The 24,195-nt window shown below is 44.9% G+C and carries 24 protein-coding genes; 6 read left to right on the top strand and 18 right to left on the bottom strand.

Features of this window, described 5'->3' with window-relative positions:
- Positions 1-72: 72 nt before the first annotated feature.
- From AWM73_RS08220 to AWM73_RS08240, 5 genes are all read right to left on the bottom strand, one after another.
- Positions 73-1,086, bottom strand: coding sequence for a uroporphyrinogen decarboxylase family protein (locus AWM73_RS08220; RefSeq protein ID WP_060778894.1), 1,014 nt, complete (start codon positions 1,084-1,086; stop codon positions 73-75).
- 38 nt (positions 1,087-1,124) lie between these two features.
- Positions 1,125-1,784: a methionine ABC transporter permease gene (locus AWM73_RS08225; RefSeq protein ID WP_060778895.1), complete on the bottom strand. Its 660-nt coding sequence runs from the start codon at positions 1,782-1,784 to the stop codon at positions 1,125-1,127.
- A gap of 1 nt (position 1,785) precedes the next feature.
- Positions 1,786-2,757 carry a methionine ABC transporter ATP-binding protein gene (locus AWM73_RS08230; RefSeq protein WP_060779096.1) on the bottom strand — a complete coding sequence of 324 codons (972 nt, stop codon included), beginning with the start codon at positions 2,755-2,757 and terminating at the stop codon, positions 1,786-1,788.
- A gap of 1 nt (position 2,758) precedes the next feature.
- Positions 2,759-3,571, bottom strand: coding sequence for a MetQ/NlpA family ABC transporter substrate-binding protein (locus AWM73_RS08235; protein ID WP_060778896.1), 813 nt, complete (start codon positions 3,569-3,571; stop codon positions 2,759-2,761).
- Positions 3,572-4,077: 506 nt separating this feature from the next.
- On the bottom strand, positions 4,078-4,317 hold the full coding sequence (locus tag AWM73_RS08240) for a hypothetical protein (RefSeq protein WP_060778897.1): 240 nt from the start codon (positions 4,315-4,317) through the stop codon (positions 4,078-4,080).
- Between the two features lie 214 nt (positions 4,318-4,531).
- On the opposite strand from AWM73_RS08240, the gene AWM73_RS08245 reads away from it, so the two are divergent.
- Complete coding sequence (locus tag AWM73_RS08245) at positions 4,532-5,722, top strand: DUF6287 domain-containing protein (protein ID WP_060778898.1); 1,191 nt, start codon at positions 4,532-4,534, stop codon at positions 5,720-5,722.
- 101 nt (positions 5,723-5,823) lie between these two features.
- Here the strand turns inward: AWM73_RS08245 and AWM73_RS08250 are convergent, their stop codons facing one another.
- The gene (locus AWM73_RS08250; RefSeq protein ID WP_060778899.1) at positions 5,824-6,312 is read right to left on the bottom strand and encodes a GNAT family N-acetyltransferase; all 489 of its coding nucleotides are present in this window, start codon (positions 6,310-6,312) and stop codon (positions 5,824-5,826) included.
- 150 nt (positions 6,313-6,462) lie between these two features.
- Between AWM73_RS08250 and AWM73_RS08255 the strand changes: the two genes are divergently transcribed.
- From AWM73_RS08255 to AWM73_RS08270, 4 genes are all read left to right on the top strand, one after another.
- Positions 6,463-7,134: a hypothetical protein gene (locus AWM73_RS08255; RefSeq protein WP_060778900.1), complete on the top strand. Its 672-nt coding sequence runs from the start codon at positions 6,463-6,465 to the stop codon at positions 7,132-7,134.
- Positions 7,135-7,840: 706 nt separating this feature from the next.
- Positions 7,841-8,578, top strand: a complete 738-nt coding sequence (locus AWM73_RS08260; RefSeq protein ID WP_060778901.1) for a cyclase family protein — start codon at positions 7,841-7,843, stop codon at positions 8,576-8,578.
- Between the two features lie 137 nt (positions 8,579-8,715).
- Entirely contained in the window at positions 8,716-8,961 is a 246-nt protein-coding gene (locus AWM73_RS08265) for a type II toxin-antitoxin system Phd/YefM family antitoxin (RefSeq protein ID WP_060778902.1), read from the top strand.
- Positions 8,961-9,215: a Txe/YoeB family addiction module toxin gene (locus AWM73_RS08270; protein WP_060778903.1), complete on the top strand. Its 255-nt coding sequence runs from the start codon at positions 8,961-8,963 to the stop codon at positions 9,213-9,215. The genes AWM73_RS08265 and AWM73_RS08270 overlap by 1 nt, the downstream gene beginning before the upstream one ends.
- Before the next feature lie 99 nt (positions 9,216-9,314).
- Here the strand turns inward: AWM73_RS08270 and AWM73_RS08275 are convergent, their stop codons facing one another.
- The 3 genes from AWM73_RS08275 to AWM73_RS08285 all read right to left on the bottom strand — a co-directional run bounded on the left by AWM73_RS08275 (position 9,315) and on the right by AWM73_RS08285 (position 12,569).
- Complete coding sequence (locus AWM73_RS08275) at positions 9,315-10,568, bottom strand: CaiB/BaiF CoA transferase family protein (protein ID WP_060778904.1); 1,254 nt, start codon at positions 10,566-10,568, stop codon at positions 9,315-9,317.
- A gap of 199 nt (positions 10,569-10,767) precedes the next feature.
- On the bottom strand, positions 10,768-11,715 hold the full coding sequence (locus AWM73_RS08280; RefSeq protein ID WP_060778905.1) for an NAD(P)H-dependent flavin oxidoreductase: 948 nt from the start codon (positions 11,713-11,715) through the stop codon (positions 10,768-10,770).
- A gap of 68 nt (positions 11,716-11,783) precedes the next feature.
- The gene (locus AWM73_RS08285; RefSeq protein ID WP_060778906.1) at positions 11,784-12,569 is read right to left on the bottom strand and encodes an enoyl-CoA hydratase/isomerase family protein; all 786 of its coding nucleotides are present in this window, start codon (positions 12,567-12,569) and stop codon (positions 11,784-11,786) included.
- Positions 12,570-12,802: 233 nt separating this feature from the next.
- On the opposite strand from AWM73_RS08285, the gene AWM73_RS08290 reads away from it, so the two are divergent.
- A complete protein-coding gene (locus tag AWM73_RS08290; RefSeq protein WP_060778907.1) occupies positions 12,803-13,741 on the top strand; it encodes a LysR family transcriptional regulator in 939 nt (312 codons plus the stop codon).
- Positions 13,742-13,785: 44 nt separating this feature from the next.
- Here the strand turns inward: AWM73_RS08290 and AWM73_RS08295 are convergent, their stop codons facing one another.
- From AWM73_RS08295 to AWM73_RS08335, 9 genes are all read right to left on the bottom strand, one after another.
- Positions 13,786-14,574, bottom strand: coding sequence for an inositol monophosphatase family protein (locus tag AWM73_RS08295; protein WP_060778908.1), 789 nt, complete (start codon positions 14,572-14,574; stop codon positions 13,786-13,788).
- Positions 14,575-14,986: 412 nt separating this feature from the next.
- A complete protein-coding gene (locus AWM73_RS08300; protein WP_060778909.1) occupies positions 14,987-15,298 on the bottom strand; it encodes a thioredoxin family protein in 312 nt (103 codons plus the stop codon).
- A gap of 60 nt (positions 15,299-15,358) precedes the next feature.
- Positions 15,359-16,312: an NAD(P)/FAD-dependent oxidoreductase gene (locus tag AWM73_RS08305; protein WP_060778910.1), complete on the bottom strand. Its 954-nt coding sequence runs from the start codon at positions 16,310-16,312 to the stop codon at positions 15,359-15,361.
- A 239-nt stretch (positions 16,313-16,551) separates the two neighbouring features.
- On the bottom strand, positions 16,552-17,208 hold the full coding sequence (locus AWM73_RS08310; protein ID WP_060778911.1) for a nitroreductase family protein: 657 nt from the start codon (positions 17,206-17,208) through the stop codon (positions 16,552-16,554).
- A gap of 612 nt (positions 17,209-17,820) precedes the next feature.
- The gene (locus AWM73_RS08315; RefSeq protein WP_162492258.1) at positions 17,821-18,477 is read right to left on the bottom strand and encodes a nitroreductase family protein; all 657 of its coding nucleotides are present in this window, start codon (positions 18,475-18,477) and stop codon (positions 17,821-17,823) included.
- A gap of 877 nt (positions 18,478-19,354) precedes the next feature.
- The gene (fsa, locus tag AWM73_RS08320; RefSeq protein ID WP_060778913.1) at positions 19,355-20,002 is read right to left on the bottom strand and encodes a fructose-6-phosphate aldolase; all 648 of its coding nucleotides are present in this window, start codon (positions 20,000-20,002) and stop codon (positions 19,355-19,357) included.
- Between the two features lie 102 nt (positions 20,003-20,104).
- Positions 20,105-22,102, bottom strand: a complete 1,998-nt coding sequence (gene tkt / locus AWM73_RS08325) for a transketolase (protein ID WP_060778914.1) — start codon at positions 22,100-22,102, stop codon at positions 20,105-20,107.
- A 506-nt stretch (positions 22,103-22,608) separates the two neighbouring features.
- Positions 22,609-23,235, bottom strand: a complete 627-nt coding sequence (locus tag AWM73_RS08330) for a class II aldolase/adducin family protein (RefSeq protein WP_060778915.1) — start codon at positions 23,233-23,235, stop codon at positions 22,609-22,611.
- 4 nt (positions 23,236-23,239) lie between these two features.
- Positions 23,240-24,187, bottom strand: a complete 948-nt coding sequence (locus AWM73_RS08335) for a 1-phosphofructokinase family hexose kinase (protein WP_060778916.1) — start codon at positions 24,185-24,187, stop codon at positions 23,240-23,242.
- Positions 24,188-24,195: the final 8 nt, after the last annotated feature.

Below are 24,195 nucleotides of genomic sequence, written 5' to 3' on the forward strand. Positions count from 1 at the left end.
TCAATGACTAGCGGACTTGCTGTGCTTTTTCATTTATAAAATAAACTTTTCCATCCAAACACCAATCAACTACTAAGCCTCAGTCCGTAGATTAAAGATGCGATCAGTTTCCGCTTTGACTTTCTTGATATAATAGATCAGCTCGGGGTCAAAGAAGCTATTGGTCCCACAAGAGGGGCTAAGTAATAAGCGTTGCCCCTTAGTGGCTTTATAGATTTGGTAGATTTGGTTGCGGATGGCATTACGGTTAAAGTCGTTGAAGCTAAAGCGGTCAACCCCACAATTCAGGACGAAATCGCTATACTGGAAGACTTCCTCTACGCTAGGTAGGGATTCAAAGGCATGCCAGTTAAAGACCTGGATGGGATAATCCTTGATCAGGTCAAACATAATATTAGTCCCATGGGCATGGAAGCTGTTAAACCAACCCGCCTTGGAAGCTTCTAATATTTTTAAGTCATAGGCTTTACCAAATTCTAAGTATTCTTCCTCCGTCACCCGGTCATAGCGGACAAACTGAGAGGCCAGGTAGACGCCTGACGCGCCTAATTCCAAGGCTGCTTGAACATATTGAACTTGGACATTGGTCAAGTTTTCCAGGGTTTGATGGATGAGCTCCTTCTCGCCACTGCGGATAAATTCAACCGCCCGCCCCTGGGTCAGCTTGTCCAGGATGGTTAGGGGACTAAAGGAAATCACCGTAACCGGCACTTGGTCGCCTAGTAAATCCAATAAGTAGGTCAGCGATTTTAACTCGCGCTGGTAAGAGGCAGTAGAGATATCGAGGTCATGGGGCAGCTTTTTTAAATCTTCTGGGTGGTTATAAGGGGTCTTAACCACTTTAGAGACACCGCCCTTATAGACGGGGGAATGGTCCACCTCATCTACATAGTCCTCCACCGTAAAGAGCCCGTTACTGCTGTGGCCCGCATAATCTAGGTCATATTTCTTAACTTTTTCTGCTAGGGCCTGGGCATATTTTACCGGATCATGGTCGACTTGGGGCAGGTGGGATTTAAAGGAAAAGGGGACATAGTCAGTTTCTTCTTTATTAATAATGCGTTTGATTAATTCAATTTTACTCATTTTTGTCTTCTCCATTAGATTCATTTTTACAGCGATTACTATCTTAGGGACTGTTTATAGAGGTAGTTGCCAACAAATTGGGCGCAGTGAACAATGAGGATGATCACCAGGACGGTCCCGTACATGATCACGGAGTCAAAGCTGTTGTAGCCGTAGTTAATGGCCACTGAACCCAAGCCGCCAGCGCCAACAGTTCCGGCAGCCGAAGTGGTTCCGATAATGCCAATAATGGCCACGGTTAAGTTGACAATCACCAAGGGCGCCGCTTCCACTAAGACGACTTCCTTCATGATTTGGTAGTCGCTGGCTCCAAATGAACGGATGGCCTCAATCAAGGGCCGCCCCACCTCGCGGAAGGAATTCTCTAATAGGCGCGCCACGGTGGCGGTTCCACTGATGGTTAGGGGCACCAAGGCCGCTGTCCGCCCGATCACCCCGCCAACAATGCCACGGGTTAAGGGGATGACAGCCACAACCAGGATAATAAAGGGAAAGGAGCGGACAATATTAATGAAGGCATCCAAAATGCCATAAATGAAAGCATTGGGTCGCAGCCCTTCTTTATCGGTATAATACAAGGCCACCGCGATGACAAAACCTAAGGCGGTCGATAAGATCATGGTAAAAAACACCATATAAGCCGTGTCAAAAACCGATGGGCCTAAAATTGCGGATAATTTTACTAAACTCGCTTCCATCTTATTCCCTCCATTCAATCTGATGGTCTTTTAAATAGCTTTCTACGACGGGTCGATGCTCGGCAGCAAGCTGAATTTTAAAATAGGCCGTAGTACGGTCATTAATTTCCTCATAATGGGCGTCCTCGATCGTGTAAGGAATTTGTAAGTCGGAAAAAATTCGCGATAAGAGGTCCTTTTGCTGGTCCACATTAGGGAGAACCAACTTAAAGGCAAAGTGCCCCGCTTCCACTTGGGGCTCGGTCTCTTCTTCAAGCCCCATTAAGCGCCTTAAAGCGGGGGGCTGGTCAAGGAAGAGATCCACTGTATTTCCTGCTGCAACAATCTTGCCATTTTCGAGGATGGCGACTTTGTTGCAGATCTTTTTCACCACTTCGATTTCATGGGTGACCACAATAATAGTTAGCTTCAATTTTTGGTTAATTTCCTGTAAGAGGTCAATAATTGACCGGGTAATTGAGGGGTCCAGTGCAGAAGTGGCTTCGTCAGAGAGGAGAAGCTTAGGGTTCAAGGACAGGGCTCTGGCAATACCTACCCGCTGTTTTTGCCCACCAGATAACTTGCCGGGATAGGCGTCTGCCTTAGCCGACATATCCACTAAGTCTAATAAACTCTGGATCCGCTGGTCATTCTCTTCAATATTCCATAATTTTAAGGGCAAGGCGACATTATCACGGACCGTTTTACGGTTAATTAACTCAAATTGCTGGAAAATCATGCCAATTTCTTTTTGCAGGTGTCTCAGTGCATTGCCTGATAAGCTTTGGATATCTTCACCGAGGACTTGGATGGATCCCGCATCGAAACTTTCCAAACCGTTGATGCAGCGCAGCAGGGTCGACTTGCCGGCCCCACTCTTCCCAACCAGGCCATAGATATCGCCTTCATTGATAGTGAGATTAATATCCGATAAGACTTCAAAATTGCCATAGAACTTGCGCAAATGTTTGATTTCTACTAAGGGCTCAGTCATCTTAATCACCTGTATAAGGGAACCAGGTCCCGCCGCTGACCTCTTTGACCAGTTCGGCAGATTCCTTGGATTCAAAGGCGTCATGGATAATCTTGACCGCCTCTTTATCTTGGTTACCATCCTTAGTAGCTAGGATAAGGGCATTGGCCTTTAAATCTTTGGGTTCAAATTTGTAAAGGGCATCTTCGGTTTTAAAGCCGGCCTTATGTGCCGCTAGACCACTGAAAATCGCAATATCCACTTCATCCAGGGACTCGATCAAGGTGCCCCCACCTAATTCCACAAATTCCAGATTTTTTGGATTAGAGGTCACATCTAAGGGAGTTAGGGTTTCGCCTTTAGGGATATCTTGTTTGACTTCAATTAATTTGGCCTGTTCTAAGACGCGGAGGGCCCGTTGGATATTTGAGGCATCATTTTGAATGGCTACTTTGGCCCCATCAGGAAGTTCATCTAGGGATTTATGCTTTCTACTGTAAACGCCAATAAATTGTTCAAAGAGGGGTTTCTCGGCTTTGACTAAGCTGGCACCGCGGTCTTTATTAAATTGGTTCATATAGGCTTCATGTTGCATGATATTGACATCGACTGACCCGTCCATCAGGCCTTCATTACTTGCAATGGTGCTCTCAGCAACAGACAGTTCCAGCTTGTAGCCTTTTTCCTTTAAGGCTTGTTCAACGTATTTGGTCATTCCTGCACTCTGTCCACTGACACCGAGAACCACCTTCTTCTCTTCTTGCTGTCGAGAAAAAAAGATAAAGCCCGCAGCAACGATGGCGATAGCGACAAGTGACAATACAATTTTTTTCATAGATATACCTCCAAAGGTCATTCGTTTTATCTCTATCCAAGAAAAAATACGGGCACTAGGCTCGTAAGTCTCTGATCAAGGATTGGATTAATAACTATCCAGTTATTAGTTTGGAAGTTTAGCATATCTATTCTTTGTCTAGCAATACGAGCGGGATACCCATTCACTATCAGTTATAATCGGCACTTTAGGTCTTTTACTATTAAGGTGTTAAAAATACATTCACCCTATTGGCTTTATTGCTAAAAAAGGCGTCAATTCAGCTTTTTCAACTTAAGGTGGTGTTTGATCGAATTTTTCAATTTGAAAAAGCTTTCCCGTAAGCGATCAATAGTAATCATATACTTCTTGTTATGGGTGAATGGCTTAGCCGAAAAAATAGCCCGCTTAATATATATAAGCCGGCTGATTTTAGCTAGTATTTTAATAAAGTAAAAAAGACACAGCAATAAGGGACTGCTGTGTCTTTACTTTCTATAGGATTTTCAATCACGTGAAGCAAAGGATTAATCGTTATCCTCCGAGGTCTCTAGAAATTTCTCAACCTCTTCAAGGGGCAGATCTAAAATGACTGCAATTTGGTCAGTAGTCATGCCATTAGTTATCATTTTTTGAATGGTTGATTTGCGTTCCGATTCACGTCCTACTTCTATACCTTCCTCACGTCCTGCTTCACGACCTACACGCTCTGCCGTCGCCAATAGAGCCTCACTGTTGGCTTTACGATACTCTAATTGATTAATCATGGTGATCTCCTCTCTCAACTGAAGAAAATTTTCGGAAAACCTAATCACTAGAAGCTATATATTACTAAAACAAGCATAGCAAATCTCTCCTCTAAAGGCACCCAAATTCCCTTGACAAAGCCATCGCTAAGGTCTTTAATTAAAGAAAGGGTTTTCATCAAGTGACAGCTTGGACTGGCTATTCACCGATCAAATTTTAACCCTAGGAGGAAATATGAAGAAAATCAATTTATCAACAAAAGCAATTCTTTCAAAAATTCACCAGCAAAAACGGACGCTCCTCTCTTTATCTGTCTTAGTGTCCCTATTCTTAGTCGGCTGTCAAAAAGAGGCTGACCAGTCAAGCGCCACTTCTCAAAACCAAGAATCAGTAAGCTCTGAAGCCAGCTCAAAAAAATCAGATAGTAAAGAAAAAGAAGCGGATAAAGAAGAAAAGACCGAAAGCAAGACGCCAGAAGAAGTTCACAAGCTCTACCAATCGACCCTGGATTGGTACCAGGAGATTGTTGACCTGGCCAAGAACAAGGACATCCAAAGTGCCAAGATCGATGACCCCGAAACTGGATACGTCGCCTCCATTATCAATGATTCCAATGGTGAAAACATCCAGTATGCCTTTTATGACATCAACAAGGACGGCCAAGATGAGTTAATTCTTAGAGACCAGTACGTCATTATTGCTATCTATACCCTAGAAGACAATAAACCAGTGCTTGCTAAGGAAGGTGGCGTTGCGGGTTCTGGTGGTGAACGTCGGATCCTCACTATCTATGATAATGGTAGCTTTGTCTACAACAACTTCCACTCACCAACTCCTGAAGCCCATGCCATTAATTATCGCATTACTGATGACGGCAAGGTCGAAGAGATCAAGAAAGTCGACTATGACTTACAAGATACCAAGGACCCCGCGCCCTTACTCGGCCTAGAAAATGAGAAGGAAGTGGATATTGAATCCTTGAATTGGCAAGACCTAGCGCCAACCACCGCTGCAGCAAGTAGTCAATCTGTTCCTACCATTGCTGGAGACCTGGCGCCTTCTAAGCGCAGCCAGCAAGGCCTAGATATCAACCAAATCCAACAAGGGGACTTCTCTACTCTTGCAGGCACCTGGCGTAATGGTCAGGGTCGCGAGATGACCATTGATCAAAACGGAGAAGTTGATACTGGAGAGACTGTCAGTGTGAATAATGCAGAAATTAAAGGTCAAGTATTATGGGCTGGCATTCGAACTTCTTCAACAGGAGCCGGTTTAATCATTGCACCCGCGGGTACTCAAATCGTGCCCTTATACTCCTCACAACCCTATACTGATTCCTCCGATTACTCTCGTGACCGATTAATGTTGTCACAAGACACGGGTTCTATTGAAAATCCAGAAGAATTCTATTACCGCGTCGACTAATCGACTAGCCGCTAATAGTAACTAAAAATAAAGACACAGGAAGCTGTTCAACAAACATTTTCCTGTGTCTTTTCACTTTTATAGATTTCCTTGCCAAGCGACTAATCTGACAAGTCCTTCAAGAAAAAGCGGTCCATGGTGGTATGGATCAAGTTTTCCGGTTGGGGAATTTCCTTAAAGTTATATTTCTGATAGAGGCCAATAGCGGCCTTCAAGGAAGAATGGGTCTCTAAATAGAGTTGACGGTAGCCAGCCGACTTGACTTGTTGGATCAATTCTTCCATTAAAGCCCGGCCTAAGCCCTGACCCTGGGCAGCTGGCGCTAAATAGATCTTTTGTAGCTCCGCGCATTGGTCGAAGAGGTCACATTCGGCAAAGCCCACCCCACCGAGGACCTGGTCCTTGTCATCTACGGCCACAAAATAACCGCGGCTTTCCGGCTTGGCTTGGTAAAACTGGCTTAAATGGTCCAGTTCCGGGTCATAGTAAGCTGTTCCCGGTTGGTCTAGGCCCACCGATTCTAAGGAGTTTCTAATAATTTTAGCGATTTGGACGTCGTCTTTAGCTTGGATTGGTCTAATTGTGGTCATTTTATCATCTCTTTTTCATTTAGATTTGACTTAGTATAACACATACCCACTTTTTTCTCTGGCCTCATGGTCTCCTTGCTTATCATATCCGCTAGAAAGCGCTTCAAAATATATAATATATATTATAATTAGATCAAGAGGTGATCCGTCATGCAATGGAAAAAATATCTTTCCCTAGCCCTAGTGTCCGCTAGCTTACTTGGCTGTTCCTGTGCGCCATCAAAGGAAAGCACCAAGCAGTCCTCAGTGTCTGAACCACCGTCTAGTCAGGGATCCGCGGTTTCTGATTCTTCAGAAAGTAAGTCTGAGGAGACTTCCCAGACTAATTCCGAAGATGTCGCTGAGTCCACTCCAAATCAAACAGAAGTCCAGACTGCAGCCAATGAAGCCCAGTCAGATGAAAGTCAGGTCTCTGCTCCCAACAATCTCCTAGCCGCTTACGATCCCTTAGCTATCGAATACGCCCGGATTTGGCTGCAATTGGGGCCCAACCAAAACGCCGAGGCCATTAATGTCCATATCATTCCCCAAGGAACCCTCATTAATCCCTACCTAGCCAAAGGGGCCAAATACCCAGAAACCGTTACCCAACTGGCCGGCAACCGCCTGGTCGATGGGGTAGTGACCTACTCCTCTAACCACGATGGGACCATTAACCTTTACAATATCCCCCTGCGTTTTGACCTGCCAGACTTTTCCGCCATCCCCGAGTCGACTTATATCAATGAAACTTATAAAATGGCCCAAACCACAAAACAAATTGCTGTCGACCCCAACCAACCTGACCAAGTCATTCAAACGATTCAAAAACTGCATTACTAAGCATTAAGCTAATTTTACAGTAAAGAAAAAAGCCTTGATCCAGTTCTTCTTTTCCAGAGAAGTCACTGTTTCAAGGCTTTCTTGATCAAGTCCTTTTTTATTCTGAGTAACATTCGACTAGTCATTTTTCGCTTAACCACCTCTTTCTCGGTCCAACCACAAGGCACTCAGCAGCCTGAATGGAGGCTTAGACGGGATGCTTTGCGGCTGTCTCACCAACAATGCTTGAAGGTCGCGGGAGCCTTGACTGAGGTCCTTCAGTCAGATGGGACTCAATGCCTAGTCAAGCACTACTCCCGCTTCTTCATTAGTTATAAGTTATTGTGGATCAATCATAGGCGCTTTATGTCAAACTGTCAATTACCGATTTCAGCGACTTTTGCCCTTATTTTTCATGATTTAAAAAGAAAGGCTGCTAGAATAAGTTTTCTCCCGATTGATAATCGCTTGAACTGATAAGTAGCGATATAAATTGAATAATTTCCTCGTCGAGAGAAAAGTCCTGACTAGCTCTAAATCACCGTTGATCACTATTTCATATTTCCGCTAAAAAGCCTATCAGGTCAAGCTTTCACCTGGCTAAGTGTCTTGGTCACGGTCAGTCCGCTCTTGCATTTCACCAAGGTCTTCCCTAAGATAAGAACAATTCAAAATACCTATTGCAATTACTCGTTACTATCAGATAAATCAAAAGGAGTCCTGCCCGATGTCACAAGATCTTTCCCAATTATTGAATGCCAAACGCGTCGACCTATCCCACGAATTGCACGAAAATATTCCGCTTTTTAATGCCTTTGACCCCATTCAAGAGAAAACCTTGAATACCATCGACCAGGATGGCTTTTACGCCAAGGAATACACCCTAGCCACCTCTTACGGGACCCATATCGATTCTCCTGGCCACTTTGCGGCTGGCAAACGGCTCTTAGATGGGGTGGGCCTAGACGAACTGATCCTACCTCTCTATGTCCTCCACCTGGAAGCAGAGGTTGCCGCTGACCCTGACTTCTCCGTCACTAAAGAAGTTATTTTAGACTACGAAGCTGACCACGGTAAGATTCCCGCGGGAACTTTTGTTGCCTTTGCCAGTGACTGGTCCAAGCGCTGGGACGATCCCCAAGCCTTCTATAACGAAGATGAAAACGGCCAAGCCCACACCCCGGGTTGGACCGTAGAAGCCTTGGAATTTCTTGCCCACGAACGTAATGTCAAAGCCATTGGCCACGAAAACCTGGATACCGATCCTGGACACATCTACCATGACCAAGAAGCCTTGCCGGGTGAATTCTACTGGCTAGACCAAGACCGCTACCAAGTCGAAGTCTTAAATAACCTCTCTGCCCTACCAACCCAAGGCGCAGTCATTGTCGTTGCTCCCCTAAAAGTCAAAGGCGCCCCCAGCTTCCCGGCTCGGGTTTTTGCCTTGGTAGCTGAAGAGGAGTAAAAATTGACTTTACTTCCTTAAGATTTTTCTACACCGAAACAGCTCCTCCACCAGTAACACTAGGGAAGGAGCTGTTTTATTATTAAATACTAGCTTTATTGTACAAGTATTTGTACAATAGTACTGAGGTGAGAATGATGGAAATTACTAATTATAGCGATTTTCGGCAAAATATGAAAAAATACATGGACGTGATCAACGAAGATTCTGTGGAGTACACGGTCACTTCTCAAAACGGCAATGATGTGGTGGTGATGGCAAAATCGGATTTTGATAGCTTAATGGAAACCTACCATTTGCTTTCTAGTCGAGCTAACCGGGAAAACCTCTACCAAGCCATGGAAGAACTCGACCAGGGCGATTATGAAGTTGAGGAGATCTAATGGAAGTTCATTGGAGTAAGCGGGCGGTAATCGAAAGAGATTACTGGAAGTCCCACGACCCGAAGATTTACGACAAGCTCTATAAGCTACTAAGGGCGATTAAAGAAAATCCCTACCAGGGTCTAGGCAAGCCCGAGCCTCTTAAATATGACCTGTCTGGTTACTGGTCCCGCCGATTAACCCAGCAAGATCGCTTAGTCTACCGGATAAAATCATCCGCCATTGAAGTATTATCTTGTAAATATCATTATTAAGTTTTTCCAGTCATTTAAACAAGCGTAAAAACAGCTCCCCCGCCAGTGAAATCACACTAGTGAAGGAGCTGTTTTAATTTTTATATTGAGAAATACTTATTAAATTAGCCCTTTTTCCTTGAGTTCCTCAATTTTCTCTTCAGAGTAACCTAAGAGCTCGCCATAAACGAGTTCGTTATCTTGACCCATGGCTGGAGCACCCCGCCATACTTTCCCTGGGGTTTCGCTCATATGAGGCACGACACCGAAGGCAGTGACTTCTTCACCACTGGTTTGGTCGGTATAGGTCACGAAGTTGTTACGAGCCTTGAAGTGTTCAGAATTCAAGGCGTCTGAAGCCTTGTTCACCTTGGAAGCGGGCACCCGGTGAGCGTTTAGGGTGTCTTCGATTTCCTTAGCGGTCCGTTGGCTACACCATTCTTTAATCTTTTGGTCCAGCTCTTGGCCACGTTCGGACATCACGGCTTCGACCCCGTTACCAGCGACTTCATAGGCGAAGTATTCCTTGTCAAAGCCAACTGCTTCAAGGAAACGGTTATAGACGTTCCGCCCAAAGGCACCAACCACCACGTATTCGCCATTCTTGTCGAAGAATAGTCCATAAGGTTGGAAGGCCGTGGTCTTGTTTCCGGTCCGTTCCTTGTCTTCTCCATTTTCGGTATAGGTCACAAAGGTATCGCAGAGGATCCGGGCCATGGCTTCATATTGGGCCACATCCACCACTTGGCCTTTACCAGTCTTTTGGGCGTGGATATAAGCCGCTAGGACTCCATAAGTCGCGTTTAGAGCAGACACATAGTCGTTGAGATAAGGTTTCACGACCATTGGGGCCCCATCCGGTTCCCCGTTCAAGTTCAAGAAGCCTCCGTAAGCTTGGCCGATCATGTCAAAGGAGGCCCGTCCGGAAACCCCTTCTTCGCCACCAAAGGCTTCTTGGCCGAAACCGGAGATGTGGCAGATGACCAGTTTAGGATTAGCTTCCAGCATTTCATCATCGTCAATGCCTAATTTCTTCAACCACACCATGTTGTCCATGAAGATGTCGACTTCTTTGATCAGGTCGAGGAAAACCGCCTTGGCGTCTTCATTGTTGAGGTTGGATTCTAGGGTAATACTTAAACGGTTCCGCGCGTCTTGCATCCAGCCGTTAGACACCTTGGTTTTCTTAGAGAAAGGCGCCAACATCCGCAGCGAGTCCCCCATACCGGGACGTTCGATTTGGATAAATTCAGCCCCTAAGTCAGCTAAGAGGTTACCGGCATGTGGCATGGCCACAATGGATCCTAAACCGAGGATTCTCACGCCATGTAAGGGACCGTATTCAGGAATTAAGTCTTTACGTGTTTCAGTCATGCTTTATCTTCCTCCTTGGATGATTTTTGCTTTTTTAAAATGATAAGGCTAGGTCAAAAGTCCTAGTTTCTCTTCAAAACGTGTTCCAAGCGCAGAGCAAGCGTCCGCTTCAGAAAATGACGACAAATTCTCTTTGATAATTTTACGCCCTTTTCTTCCAGCGGTCTTGCTCTTTGTCGCGCTTGTCACACTCTCTTCTTTAGATTTTTTTATCCGCCAAAGCATCGATGACTTCGTTAGCTTCTTGGAAGATGGATTCGATAATTTCTTTGACCGGGCGGACTTCATGGATTAAGCCAGCAATTTGCCCGTAAGTCACGATTTCTTCCTTCACATCACCGTCTGCAGCAGCCTTAGTCAGGGATGGAATGGTGTAGGCCTCAATGCCTTTAACATCTACATCGGGATCCATATCCATGTCGTGGTGCTTCTTAGCAGCAGCGTTCTTTTCAATCCGGATAGGTGCCCCAGTCATGGACCCAGATACAAAGGTGGCGGTGTCGTTAGCGTCAACGATGGCTTGTTTGTAGTTGTCATGGATAGGTGCTTCGGTAGAAGCTACGAGGACAGTTCCGACTTGGACGCCGTCAGCGCCTAGGGCATAGGCAGCCGCTAAACCGTGGCCGTCTGCAATCCCACCTGCTGCAATAACAGGCACATGGTCAACGGCTTCAACGGCTTGACGGGTCAGGGTCATGGTGGTCGCTTGACCCACGTGACCTCCTGCTTCCATCCCTTCAACGACTACGCCGTCAGCGCCAGCATCTTCTACCTTGCGAGCTACCCGGGCACTTGGCACCACTGGGAAGATCTTAGCGCCCGCTTCATGAATCATGTCGATGAAAGGTACAGGGTCCCCCGCACCGGTAGTAAAGAATTTCACGCCTTCATCAATCAGGACTTCCAGCACTTCTTTAGCGTTACCAGAAATAATAGCCACATTGGCTCCGAAAGGTTTGTCGGTTAATTCGCGCGTCTTTTGAACGGCTTCACGGATCTTGGCTTCGTCTTTCATTCCCGCGGTCATTAGGATTCCCATCCCACCGGCATTGGAGACTGCAGCGACTAGTTCTGGACGGGAAATTCCTCCCATAGCCCCACAAAAGATTGGGTATTTAATTCCTAACATTTCACATACATCGGTCATTGACATTTCCTCCTTAGTTTTTCCAATATAATTTTTTATTTTATTAACTACATTTTTGCTTACTTGGCCTACTTGCCTTGGAAATGAACCTCTTCCTTATTGACAAAGCCCTTGATGGCTTGCTTGAAGTCCTCGGTCCCGGAAAGATAAGGGATATTGACGGCTTCACTGAGGCCAAATTTAGCCAAGTCTTGGTAGAAGAATTCATTCATGGCTGCTTTTTGTCTAGCTAAGGCCAGGGTCGGACGGTTCTTCAAAAGCTCGATAAAGTCAGTGACTGTTTTTTCAAAGTCTTCCGGACTGGCTAACCGGGTCACCAGACCCCAGTCATTAGCTTCTTGGGCGGTAATCACTTGGCCCAGCGCCATGATTTCATAGGTCCGACTAAAGCCCAAAGACAGCATCAAGGAATAAATCAAGCCCGTGTCGCCACTTAAGCCAATATTGGAGAAGGCCGGCACAATCTTGGCTTTGTCACTCATGACCCGGAAGTCGCAGGCCATAATAATCCCCGCGGCCCCACCAGCTACCGTCCCGTGAACCGCTGCCACAACTGGTTTTGATACGCTGCGGATGGCTTGGGCAATTTCATTGGCCCGATAGATGTCTGTGGAAGCAAAGGACCGGCCTTGGTCAACCATGTCATTCATCCACTCCATGTCACCGCCACCCGAAAACAGCTTGCCCTTAGCGCGCAGGACCACTACCCGAACGTCAGGCTCGGTCTCCACACGGCGAAAAGCGGCCACTAAGTCCTTGATCATCCCTTGGTCCATGCCATTAGCACTGTCGGGACGATTCATGGTAATGGTCGCCACTTGCTGATCAATTTCATAAAGTAAATTGTAAAACATGGTCCAGCTCCTTTCTCGTCATTAAACTTTTTTAGTGAAAAATATTCATAATTAAGCTATAGTGATAGTCGTTAGAGGAAAGACTAGATCTTGTCTTTATCTATAAGTTACAGCTCAATGGAAGCGGTTACCCCTCCTCTTGTGATTAATCATACAATATTTTATTGGAAAAATAAATTGAAATAATTTCTGCTATTAATGAATATTTTTCAACGATTGAAAGGATCCCGATCATGAAAGAACTTAACTGGCAGCACCTGACTTACTTTATCAAGGTAGTCGAATGCGAAAGTTTGACTAAGGCAGCTGCCCAACTCTACCTGTCCCCCTCCACCCTGTCCAAGGCCATCGCTAAGCTGGAAAAGAAGCTCCGCATCCCGCTCATTGTGAAGTCTGGCCGCGACATTCAAATCACCTATGCCGGCCATAAGCTAGCCCAGCGCCTGGTCCAAGGGATGACCTATATTACCGATAGTATCCGCGAGATCCAAGAGGAACTGGCCCAGACCAACGATAGCTTGTCCTTGTCCTCATCCAATCTCTTTTCGACGACTTACTTTGTTATCCCCGAACTGCTCAAAGTCTTTAAGGAAAAATACCCCCAAACCGCCATCAACTATACCGAGGTTCTCAGCCAGGAAGTGGTTATGGGCGTCATGGACGGCAGTTACGACCTGGCCTGCCTAAGCGGTGAAGAATTCGACCCCGCTTATCCGGGATTAAAAAGTATCCGTCTGCTTAAGGAACGTCTGGGTATCCTGGTCCCCACAAACCACCCCCTGGCTGCCTACGACTCCATCACTTTCAAACAAATCCAAGGGGAAACTTTCTTCCGCACCTATGACTCCGAGCACCTCCGCCACCTAGCCATGGAGAAGTATGGGCGTTCAACCGGGGATATCCACTACAATGACATCAACGTCCGCCACAAGGTCATGAACGACGCCTCCATCATCTCCCTGGTCCAATCCGGCTTTGGCATTAGTTTAGCCACCAAGTCTGCCAGCCAGACTTATCCTCAGGTCAAATACTTAGCGGTCCGAGACATGGAACTCTACCGGGAAACCTACCTCATTTACAAGGCCAAGGTCCAACTCAGTCCCGCGGCCAAAGACTTTATCCAACTCTTCAGCCAGAAAAAAGACCCGCTCGCTCAGTCAATTAATTATTAAAAAAGCGCTGAATGTTAGGAAAATTTCCCGACTCAGCGCCTCCTTTATCTGCGTTTTTTTAAATAGTTAAGAACTTGGTCATGGATCTTGGGATAGGCCATGAGGACATATTGACGATCGAGTAAGTTCAAGGGCTGCCCCTGAAAGTCAGTCAGCTTAAAGCCACAAAGGTCAGCCAGGATGAGGGCAACGGCGTTATCCCAGGGGTAGAGGTGGTTGAGGTAAAGGCCCGTCCGTCCTAGGGCCAGGTGGACCACATCCAAACCCGCACAACCAAAAATTCTTAGGCCCAGGCTGGCTTTAGATAACTGGTAGAGACCGAGGTCACCATCTAGGGGTAAAGCCTCAGTAGACATGAGGACTTGATCTAGGCTGACATCTGCCAAAGCTTGTTGCCGTTCCAGATTCAGAGGCTGACCATTTAAATAGGCGCCCTCTTGAGCCAGAGCTAAAAGCGACTGACCTGTATCCAAGCCATAGATCAGCCCCACTTGGCCAACACCATCCACATAGCGGGCCAGCATGGTCACATAATGGGCACGTTGCTTGACAAAGTTTAGGGTTCCGTCAATAGGATCAATAATCCACACCGCCCCTTCTAGGGACTGGGCCTGGTCGCCCTGGCCTTCTTCGCCTAAGATGCGGTCATTGGGAAAATATTTCTTGATTTGGCTACGGTAAAAGCGCTCCAACTGACCATCTAATACCGTCACCAGGTCGCGAGCGCCGGTCTTTTCTTTGACCCCTAAGTCCTGTTTCAAACCAGCGTCGACCAGAATTTTAGCTTCTTTTGCCCAGCTAACCATAAGCTCGGCAATCTCCTTCTTATCCATTCCTATTCCACTTTCTAATAAGTATTTGTCAAAAATTTTATAGTTAATGTTGACCAAACGGGAAGAAAAAAAGCGCCAGTTACTGTAAAACTGACGCTATTTTTCAATATACCGCTATTCAAACCTGCTCCAGGTGCAGATCGATCTCCACTTCACTAAAGTACAAGAAATTCTTTTCAAGAATTTTTGTGCTTTAGCTCCAGTGCTATAGCTGTTCGAAGCGCTAGCGAGTTACAGATATAGTATGCGTAGCTCTATCGATCTTTTAAGCACCTGTCGCACTCTATTCAAACCTGCTCCAAGCGCAGAGCAAGCGTCCACTTCAGAAAAGGGCGACAAATTCTCTTTGAGAATTTTTACACCCTTTTCTTCCAGTGGTCTTGCTCTCTGGCGCGCTTGTCGCACTCTACTTTTACTCGGCTTCTTCGATCATTTTTAAGATGACTGGTTTTTGTTGGAGGCCGGCTTTTCGGGTAACTTCTTCGCCGTCTTTAAAGGCGATTAGGGTTGGGTAGCCTTCAACCCCGTATTCTTCCACTAGGTCAGGATTTTCTTCAAAAGAAATCTTGATGATGGAGAGGTCATCCCCCTTAGTCTTATCGACATCGTCTAAGATGAAGGATAACATCTTGCAAGGGCCACAGGTTTTGGAGTAAAAGTCCACCAAAACAGTCCCATTTTGTAAGTCTTCTTTGAAAGTCTCTTTGTCTAATTCTTTGATCACTTAGGGTCACTCCTTAATCATTGATTTACTTATACTTTAGCATAAATCCAGGCTTTTCACTTATTGGTACTTGCCTTCTGCCCGTAGTTTCTTGATGTAACCACTGGCTTCTTGGGCGGCAGTAGCGCCGTCTGAAGTAGCGGTGACAATTTGACGTAAGAACTTACTGTTGGAGTCCCCTGCCCCATAGATCCCTGGGACAGCAGTCGCCATATGGGCATCGGTTTCTACATAACCGTGTGACTCGGTAATGCCTAAGTCTTGGATAAATTCGGTACTTGGCACCGCACCGATGTATTCGAAGACTCCGTCACATTCAACGACTTGTTCATTTTCGCCGGTTTCCTTATCGGCAAATTTAACCCCTTTGAGGCTACCGTCTTCATTGGCTTCAAAACTTTGGACAGCTTTATAAGGATAAACCGTCACGTTGTCTAAGGAACGTAGGTAGTCACAGGAAGCTGGGTCAGCCGTCAGGTCAAAGTCGGTAACGATGGTTAAGTGGTTGACGATTCCAGCTAGATAAGTCCCCTCATCCACAGCGGAGTTCCCGCCACCGATAATCACAACATCCTTGTCGCGGTACTTGGCCCCGTCACAGATGGCACACCAGGAAATGGCTGAACCCTTGAATTGTTCTTCACCGGGAATATTTAAGGTCCGAGACCGGGTTCCAGTAGCCACAATCACGGTTGGCGCTTGGACGGTTTCTTCGTCTTCAGCAAAGTAAATGGTCTTCATGACCCCATCATCAGCCACTTGCACCCGGGTAACGGTCTTGTAGTCGAAGTCAGCCCCTAAAGATTGGGTATGTTGGAACATGTCCATACATAATTCGGCCCCGTTAATCTTAGGTTTACCAGGATAGTTATCCACTTCATTGGTGTTAATGACTTGTCCACCGGGAGCTAATTTATCTAGCATTAACACCTTCAAATCGGCCCGTACCCCATAAATTGCAGCCGTCATCCCCGCTGGGCCGGCACCCACAATCACTAAATCATATTGTGACATTGTCTTTCCTCCTCGTATTATTTATTAATCGGTAAACTGACTGGTCAAGAGACAGTTTAAACTTATTACTTGCTCGAAATATCACATGAGAGCGCTTTATTTCTACACCCATATTATAGCAGAAGCTCAAGTCTAGTCCTGTTGTCGCGCCAACACTTTTAGCGTAAAAGAGAAAAAGAGACCATGAAACTAAATCACAGTCTCTAAATATATCGGTCATTAAGAAAATTATAACTAACCTATTCTTCAAAGAAATGAAGGACTTGGTCGACACCGTAGCGTTGCTGATAGACAGCACTTTGTTCCTCGTTCTTGGCTGGCTTACCGATCGCCACAGCCAGAACCGGAATATAGCGTTCAGGATCTAGGCCAAGGGTTTGAGCAGCCACTTGACTATTATAACCAGCAATCGCATTGCCCTCATAACCATGCCCTCGAGTGACTAAGAGGAGTTGCATAGCCGCCATACTAGAATCGATCATGGCATCCGCCATCAGAAATTCTCGTGATCCGTTTTCATAAAGTGGCAAGAAGGTAGCGAAAACTTCTTCTAATTTTTCTTTGCTTATCCGCCCTGCTTCATAAGCTTCTTCCCAAACACGACGATAGTTTTTGTGGGACTGAGTATCTCCAAAGATTAACACCATAGCGGAACAGGAATCAATTTGAGGATAGTTAAAGGGCATAAAATAGGATTTTAACTTTTCCTTACCCGCCTCAGTGTCAACAATCTCAAAATGCCAGGATTGTAAGTTACATGCGGAAGGCGCGGTGATGGTTTCTTCTACCATATCTTGCAATTCCTCCCGACTAATTTTCAGCTCGGGGTCAAATAGACGTATCGACCGTCGTTGTAACAGAACATCAGAAAAGTCATTATTCTTAAATGTACTCATCTTCTTCGCCTACTTTCTTTTATTTACCAGTAACACTTTCTATAATATTATATTGTTATATTTTTCACATAAAGAATAGCATGTTACTTCCCCCAAGTCAAAAGATTGTCTCCCTACTAAAGAACAATCAACAATCACTAGTTTTTATCTTTAACAGGCTACCTAAAATATAAGACTCTTATATTTTATAGTTAATAACTAGTTAACAGACATATTGGCTTTATCAACAAGTTATGAGCAGTAGTGGCGCTTTGAAATTAGTCGTTAGCCATGACTAAGCAAGCGATGTGAATTACCGGCTAGTAGGCTTTAAGCCGTACTAGCCGTTTGAAGCTCGCTAGATGAGGGAAGAAAAGTGTAGCAACGTTGCTGTGCAACCTTGAACTATATCTCTAAGTCGCTTTGCTCCTAGAGCTATAGCTGCCCGAATCGATGCCATGGCTTTTCAACGACTAAAATTCAAAAGCAGAACGAATGCTCATAATATAATTTAATATAGCCCTTAAAAAGTCCGCTCTTCAAGTGAAAAGAGCGGACTTTAGAAGGAGTGATTATTAGGATTTTTAAATAAACAAGTATGCGTAATTATAAGTTGCTAGTAGCCAAGGAGCTTTAATCATCCACAAAGTGTAGGATTGTCTCCAAACCATAACGATCGGAGTGGTCTTCCTCAGCTGGCCCGTTTTTAGCAGGCACGCCAATAGCAACGGCCATGACCGGCAGGTAGCGGTAGGGATCCAGGCCGAAGGTTTCTGCGGCCTTGGTGGTGTCGTAACCGGCGATAGCGTTGCCTTCATAACCATGGGCCCGAACCACTAAGAGCAGTTGCATAGCGGCCATAGCGGCGTCCACGGTGGCATCATTGACTAAGAAGTCACGTGCGCCCTTTTCATAGCGGTAAAGAATTCTGGAAAAGTTGTCTTCCATGGCTTCCTTAGTAATCTTACCGGCATGGTAGTCATCTTCCCAAGCCTTGCGATAGTTTTTATGGGATTGGGTATCGCCAAAAATTAAGATCATGGCAGAACATGAGTCAATTTGCGGGGTGTTAAAGGGAATAAAGTAAGATTTTAACTTCTCCTTGCCCGCTTCAGTATCCACAATCTCAAAATGCCAAGATTGTAAGTTACATGCCGAAGGTGCCGTCACGGTTTCTTTAACGATTTGCTTTAATTCGTCCCGGCTAATCTTGAAGTCAGGATCGAAATGACGGACAGACCGCCGCTTAAAGACCACATCCGAAAAATCATTATTTTTTATTCCAGTCATTGTCATAGCACCTTTCCCTTAATCTGAATAAAATTTAGTCATGTAATTATTTTCACATAAAGAATACTCCCTTGTAGCTGCCTTGTCAAAGAGCGATAAACGATCATAGGCTGGGAAAACTACGACAATTTCGATCAAAAAATCCATAGAAAAAGAGGCTGCAACCGAAGTCACAACCTCTCTTCTTTACCATGCACTGATAACTAGTTCTCCCATAAGGAGTGAACTGATACAATTTTAACACAATTATTCTATTAAGCAAGAAAAGTGACAAAATATTAGTGACAAATACCGATCAAAACTCGATTAATACTGATGGCGTTGGGAGATCAGCATTTTCGTCCTTTGTTGTGACTGTCGCACTCTAGTTGAGCTCGAACGCCAGCCTTGAAGTTGCTTCAGAAAATTCCAAGGCACAGTTTCCTGTGCTTATGGTATTTTCCTCCAGCAATTCAAGTCTCTGACGGCGTTCTCACATCCTTACCCAAACCTGCTCCAGTCACAGGACGAACGTCCGCTTCAAAAACTGGTAACGCTCAGCCTCGCTGAGCTTATCCCAGTTTTCTCCAGCGATTTCGTCCTTTATTGTGACTGTCGCACTCTATAGTTGAGCTCGGAAGGGTGAGGGGATGTCCTTTCAGAAAAGTTGAACGATCAGCAAGCTGATCTTTTCATCTTTTCCTCCAAGGAATCTCCCTCACATCCTTATCCCAAACCTGCTCCAAACGCAAGGCAAGCATCCACTTCACTAAAGTGCAAGAAATTCTTTTCAAGAATTTTTGCTCTTTATCTCCAGTTGCTATAGCTGTTCGAAGCGTTAGCGAGTTACAGATATAGTATGCGTAGCTCTATCGATCTTTGGCGCACCCGTCGCACTCTATCTTTTCGTGAAGGCGTCCCAGTCCTTTTTGAAGCCTTCGATTCCCTTATCGGTGAGTGGGTGGCTCCAGAGTTTAGGGAAGATGGTGCCTGGGATGGTGGCTACATGAGCGCCGGCGAGGGCTGCGCCTTCGAAGTGGCCGATGTGGCGGATGGATGCGGCGATGATTTGTGAGTCTAAGCCATAGATGTCTAAGACTTCACGTAATTCAGCGATTAAGCGGAGGCCGTCTTCACCCATGTCATCAATCCGACCGATGAATGGAGAGATGTAGGTAGCTCCAGCTTTGGCTGCTAAGAGTCCTTGGGAAACGGAGAAGATTAGGGTCACGTTGGTCTTAATCCCTTCTTGGGCTAAGGTGTGGGTAGCTTTTAAGCCGTCTTCGGTCATTGGAATTTTAACGACCACATTGTCTGCCCAAGCTGCTAATTCGCGGGCTTCTTTGACCATGCCTTCGTAGTCATAGCTGGTAACTTCGGCTGAAACCGGTCCGTCGACGGTTGAAGCGATGTCTTTGATGACTTCTTCAAAGTCGCGGCCTTCTTTGTTAATTAAAGATGGGTTAGTGGTTACCCCGTCACATAAACCGAGGTCATTAATACGCTTAATTTCATCAATATTTGCAGTGTCTAAGAAAAATTTCATGATAGCCTCCTTGAAAACTAATCGCAGTGATTTTTAACTGTTTAAATCCTAAGTAACAACGCTAATCCATTCATTTTCTTCTTTTCCAATATTGACTATTTATTAAAAGGCGTTTTTGTAGGTCTTCACGACATTGTCCACGCTAAATCCTAAAGCTTCCATGACTTGACCACCCTTACCAGATTGACCATAGCGGTCTAAGCCGAGGACGACACCGTGATCACCCACATAGCGTTCCCAACCAAATGTAGCAGCCATTTCGATGGCCATCCGGTTTTTCACGCCACTTGGGAGGACGCTTTCCTTGTAAGCTTGGTCTTCTTGGTCGAAGAGCTCTTGGCAAGGCATAGATACCACACGGACATCGATACCGTCTTTAGCTAATTCGGCTTGGGCTTCCATAGCTAAGTTGACTTCGGAACCGGTCGCAATTAAGATCCCATCTGGGGTTTGGCCTTGAGCATCAGAGAGGACATAGGCCCCGCGAGCTACGCCTTCCATGGCTTTGTCAGCTGTGCCCTTGAGAACAGGCAAGTTTTGACGAGAGAGGGCGAGCACCGTTGGGGTGTCTTTAGCTTCAATGGCCACCTTCCAAGCAGCAGAGACCTCGTTCCCGTCAGCAGGACGGATGGTGTTGATATTCGGCATGGCTCTGAAAGCTGCGAGTTGTTCGATGGGTTCGTGGGTTGGTCCGTCTTCCCCAACGGCAATGGAGTCATGGGTAAAGACAAAGGTGGATGGCAAGTGTGATAAGGCGGCTACCCGCATAGCTGCGCGGAGGTAATCCGAGAAGACGAAGAAGGTCCCGGCATAAGGAATGGAGCCGCCGTGTAAACGAATCCCGTTCATGGCAGCGCCCATGCCAAATTCACGGACTCCATACCAAATGTTGCGGCCAGCGTAATTCCCGGCTTCAAAGTCACTATCCGCGTCAATATAGGTATTGTTGGAAGACTTCAAGTCGGCAGACCCACCCCAGAATTCAGGGAGAGTTTGGGCAATGGCTTGGATGGCTTTTTGGCTGGTTTTTCTTGAAGCCATAGCCTCGTCATTAACATCGTAGCTTGGCAGGCAGTCGGCCCAGTCAACTGGAAGTTCACCAGCATAAGCCCGTTTGTATTGGGCTGCTAAGTCGGCATAGTCGGCTTCATAGGCCTTGAATTGTTCTTGCCAGTCCGCTTGGGCTTTGGCCCCGCGGTCAGCTACCCGTTCTTGGAAACGGTTGTAGACTTCTTGAGGAATATCGAAGGCTTCGTGTTCCCAACCGTAAATCTTAGCGGCATGGGCCCGGTCTTCTTCACCAATGGGGTTACCATGGGTCGCAGAAGTGCCTTCGTTTTCGGAGCCGTAACCGATCACCGTTTTCACTTGGATGATAGTTGGTTTCTTAGTTTCAGCTTTGGCTTCTTCTAAGGCCTTGGAAATAGCGTCTAAGTCGCGGCCATCTTCCACTAGAATGTGTTGCCAGCCGTAAGCTTCGAAACGGCCCTTGTTGTCTTCGGTAAAGGCCTTGTCAGTTGGTCCGTCAAGAGAAATGTCGTTGGAGTCATAGAAGACAATTAATTTACCTAATTGAAGGTGGCCAGCCAGGGAAGCGGCTTCATGGGAAATGCCTTCCATCAAGTCCCCATCCCCACAGAGAGCATAGGTGTAGTGGTCAACGATCTTATAATCGCCTTGGTTATAGATGGCAGCATCATGGGCTTCAGCCATCGCCATTCCCACAGCATTAGCCAAACCTTGACCCAAAGGACCCGTTGTAGCTTCCACGCCTTCAGTAAAGTGGACTTCCGGGTGGCCTGGAGTCTTAGAATTCAGTTGCCGGAATTGTTTAATGTCATCCATGGTCACCTTGTAACCGGATAAGTGTAACAAGCTATAGAGTAAGGCAGAACCGTGCCCCGCTGATAAAACAAAGCGGTCCCGGTTAGTCCAATGAGGATCACTAGGATTTTGCACCATGTGTTCAGCCCACAAAGCATAGGCCATAGGCGCCGAGCCCATCGGTAAGCCTGGGTGGCCGGAATTAGCCTTGTTAATCATATCAATACTTAATATACGCACTGCATTCACAGCGAGTTCATCTGTTTGATTAAACATTATTTTCTCCTTTACTTCTACTTCACAAATATTAAACTGCCAAAATTTTTGTAAGCGGTAACTTTCTTTGATTTTATGTTAGCTTGAAAGATGTGAAGTGTCAATCGATAAAAAGTCCCTTGTAAGGCTCAATCTTTATATTTTAGTATCCATTTTCCGACAAAAAATGATCATTTGATCGAAAATACAGAAAAAGATATGAATTTACATATAAAATTACAATAGTGAAATTCTTTTAAGTTCAAAATATAAAAATACATAGTGCTATGCCTTTAATTGCTAAGTTAATAAAAAGCGAAATAAGTTCAGCTTTTATTAACTTATGAATTATAAAAATTCCTTCTTACAAAGATTGTCAATTTGGCTGTTTGTGCATGATTAGTTGGTATTGCAAATTGAGATAAAATGTTCAACGTATAAGATTATTTATTATTTCTATAAAATTCAAGACAATGACTTTCTTCAATTTAATATTTTCTTAAAAATTCGAAGTTCAGGTTATCATTTTATTTTACGTTGGTGTCTCGGATCCCTTCGACGCCTAATTTCTCAAAAATCGTTTTTACAATAGCGACATAGGCATTATATTCCAAGCGATCCACATTATCGTAAGTATTAACTAAGGTGTCTCCTACCATTAATATGCCATGACCGGCTAATATATAGGCTTTCGGATAACATTGATCTTCTCTAACATGCTTTCTAATTTCTGCAGCGAGTTCTTTAGAATAAGCTTTATGTGGAGGAAGACATTTTATTTCGCCTAATTTTTGGGTGCCTTCGGTGACATTTGGCATATCTAGTCCTAGAGTGGCATAAACCAAGGCTTGTTGACTATGTGCATGAATCACACAGCCAATTTCAGGATTTTCTTCATAACACGCATAATGCATATAAATCTCCCGGGTCTTTTTCCCTCGACCTTCAATAATATTTTCGTCCATATCCATCACTAAGATTTGTTCTGGATCAATATCCCACAAATATTCTTTAGAAGCTAAGGTAGGTGTTGCCAAGATATGTTCATCACTCACTCTAACAGTGATATTTCCGCCGCCAGTATTGGTATTTTTTCTCTCAAACATATTTTTAACAAATTTTGTTAGCTGTTTTCTTTCTTCATAATACATCATCTTATTAACCCAACTTTCTATATGTCACTTGCTCTAGCAATTCATCAACTTTGTCGACATTAAAGCCCGTACTTAAGGGTTCCAAAGCTTTGCTTGCCCCCACTGCTGTCGCTAAACGACCAATTCCCGACAAACTTTTCCCATTAACTATAGCTGCTACAACTCCTGCAACATAAGCATCTCCACTCCCTGTGTCATTAATTGTTTTAACTTTTGGAGGATAAAATATATAAGCGCTTTCATTTTTAAGAAAAATTGATCCTTCAGCCCCCATCGATACAGCTAAGTACTCTATGTTTTTTAATAAAGGCTGATGTTCTAAATATACTTGGTAACATTCTTCTAGACTATTAATCTTACAAGCAAGCGTTTCTCCCAACTCATGAGAATTTGGTTTAGCAAATAATAAGGGATACCTTAGCATCGTTTTTAAGAATTCTCCTGAAACATCCGCCACTAACCGCACCTTGCGCTCCACTAATACATCTAACAAATATTCAAATACTTCCATCGGCGTATCTTTACTTGGATTACCAGAAATGATAACAATGTCATCTGCTTTAATTTCTTTTAAGTGACTATTAATAAAATTTTTCATAACCTCTCTCTTAATAGGGAAACCATATTCAGCAGCCATTAAACTCCCTTTATTAGATTCATCGACAAGAATATAGTTATGCCGCATGGTTTGCCCTTCTACTTTGAGAAAGGATGTCTCCACTTGATATTGATTCAACAATTCTTTAAATATCTCGGAGTCTTTTTCACCTAAGATTGCTGAACATAAATTTTCATGACCTAAGAGTTTCAACCCTACAGAAACATGAGTTCCTTTCCCACCAACATCCAGACAGGAACTTTTCTGTATACGATTAGTTTTCCCACGGGTTAATTTACCTTTTATATTTAAGATATGATCAATGGCTGGATTTAGTGTAATCGTGTATATCATCTGCTCTC

The organism is Aerococcus urinae (assembly GCF_001543175.1).
Classification (GTDB): Bacteria; Bacillota; Bacilli; order Lactobacillales; family Aerococcaceae; genus Aerococcus; species Aerococcus urinae.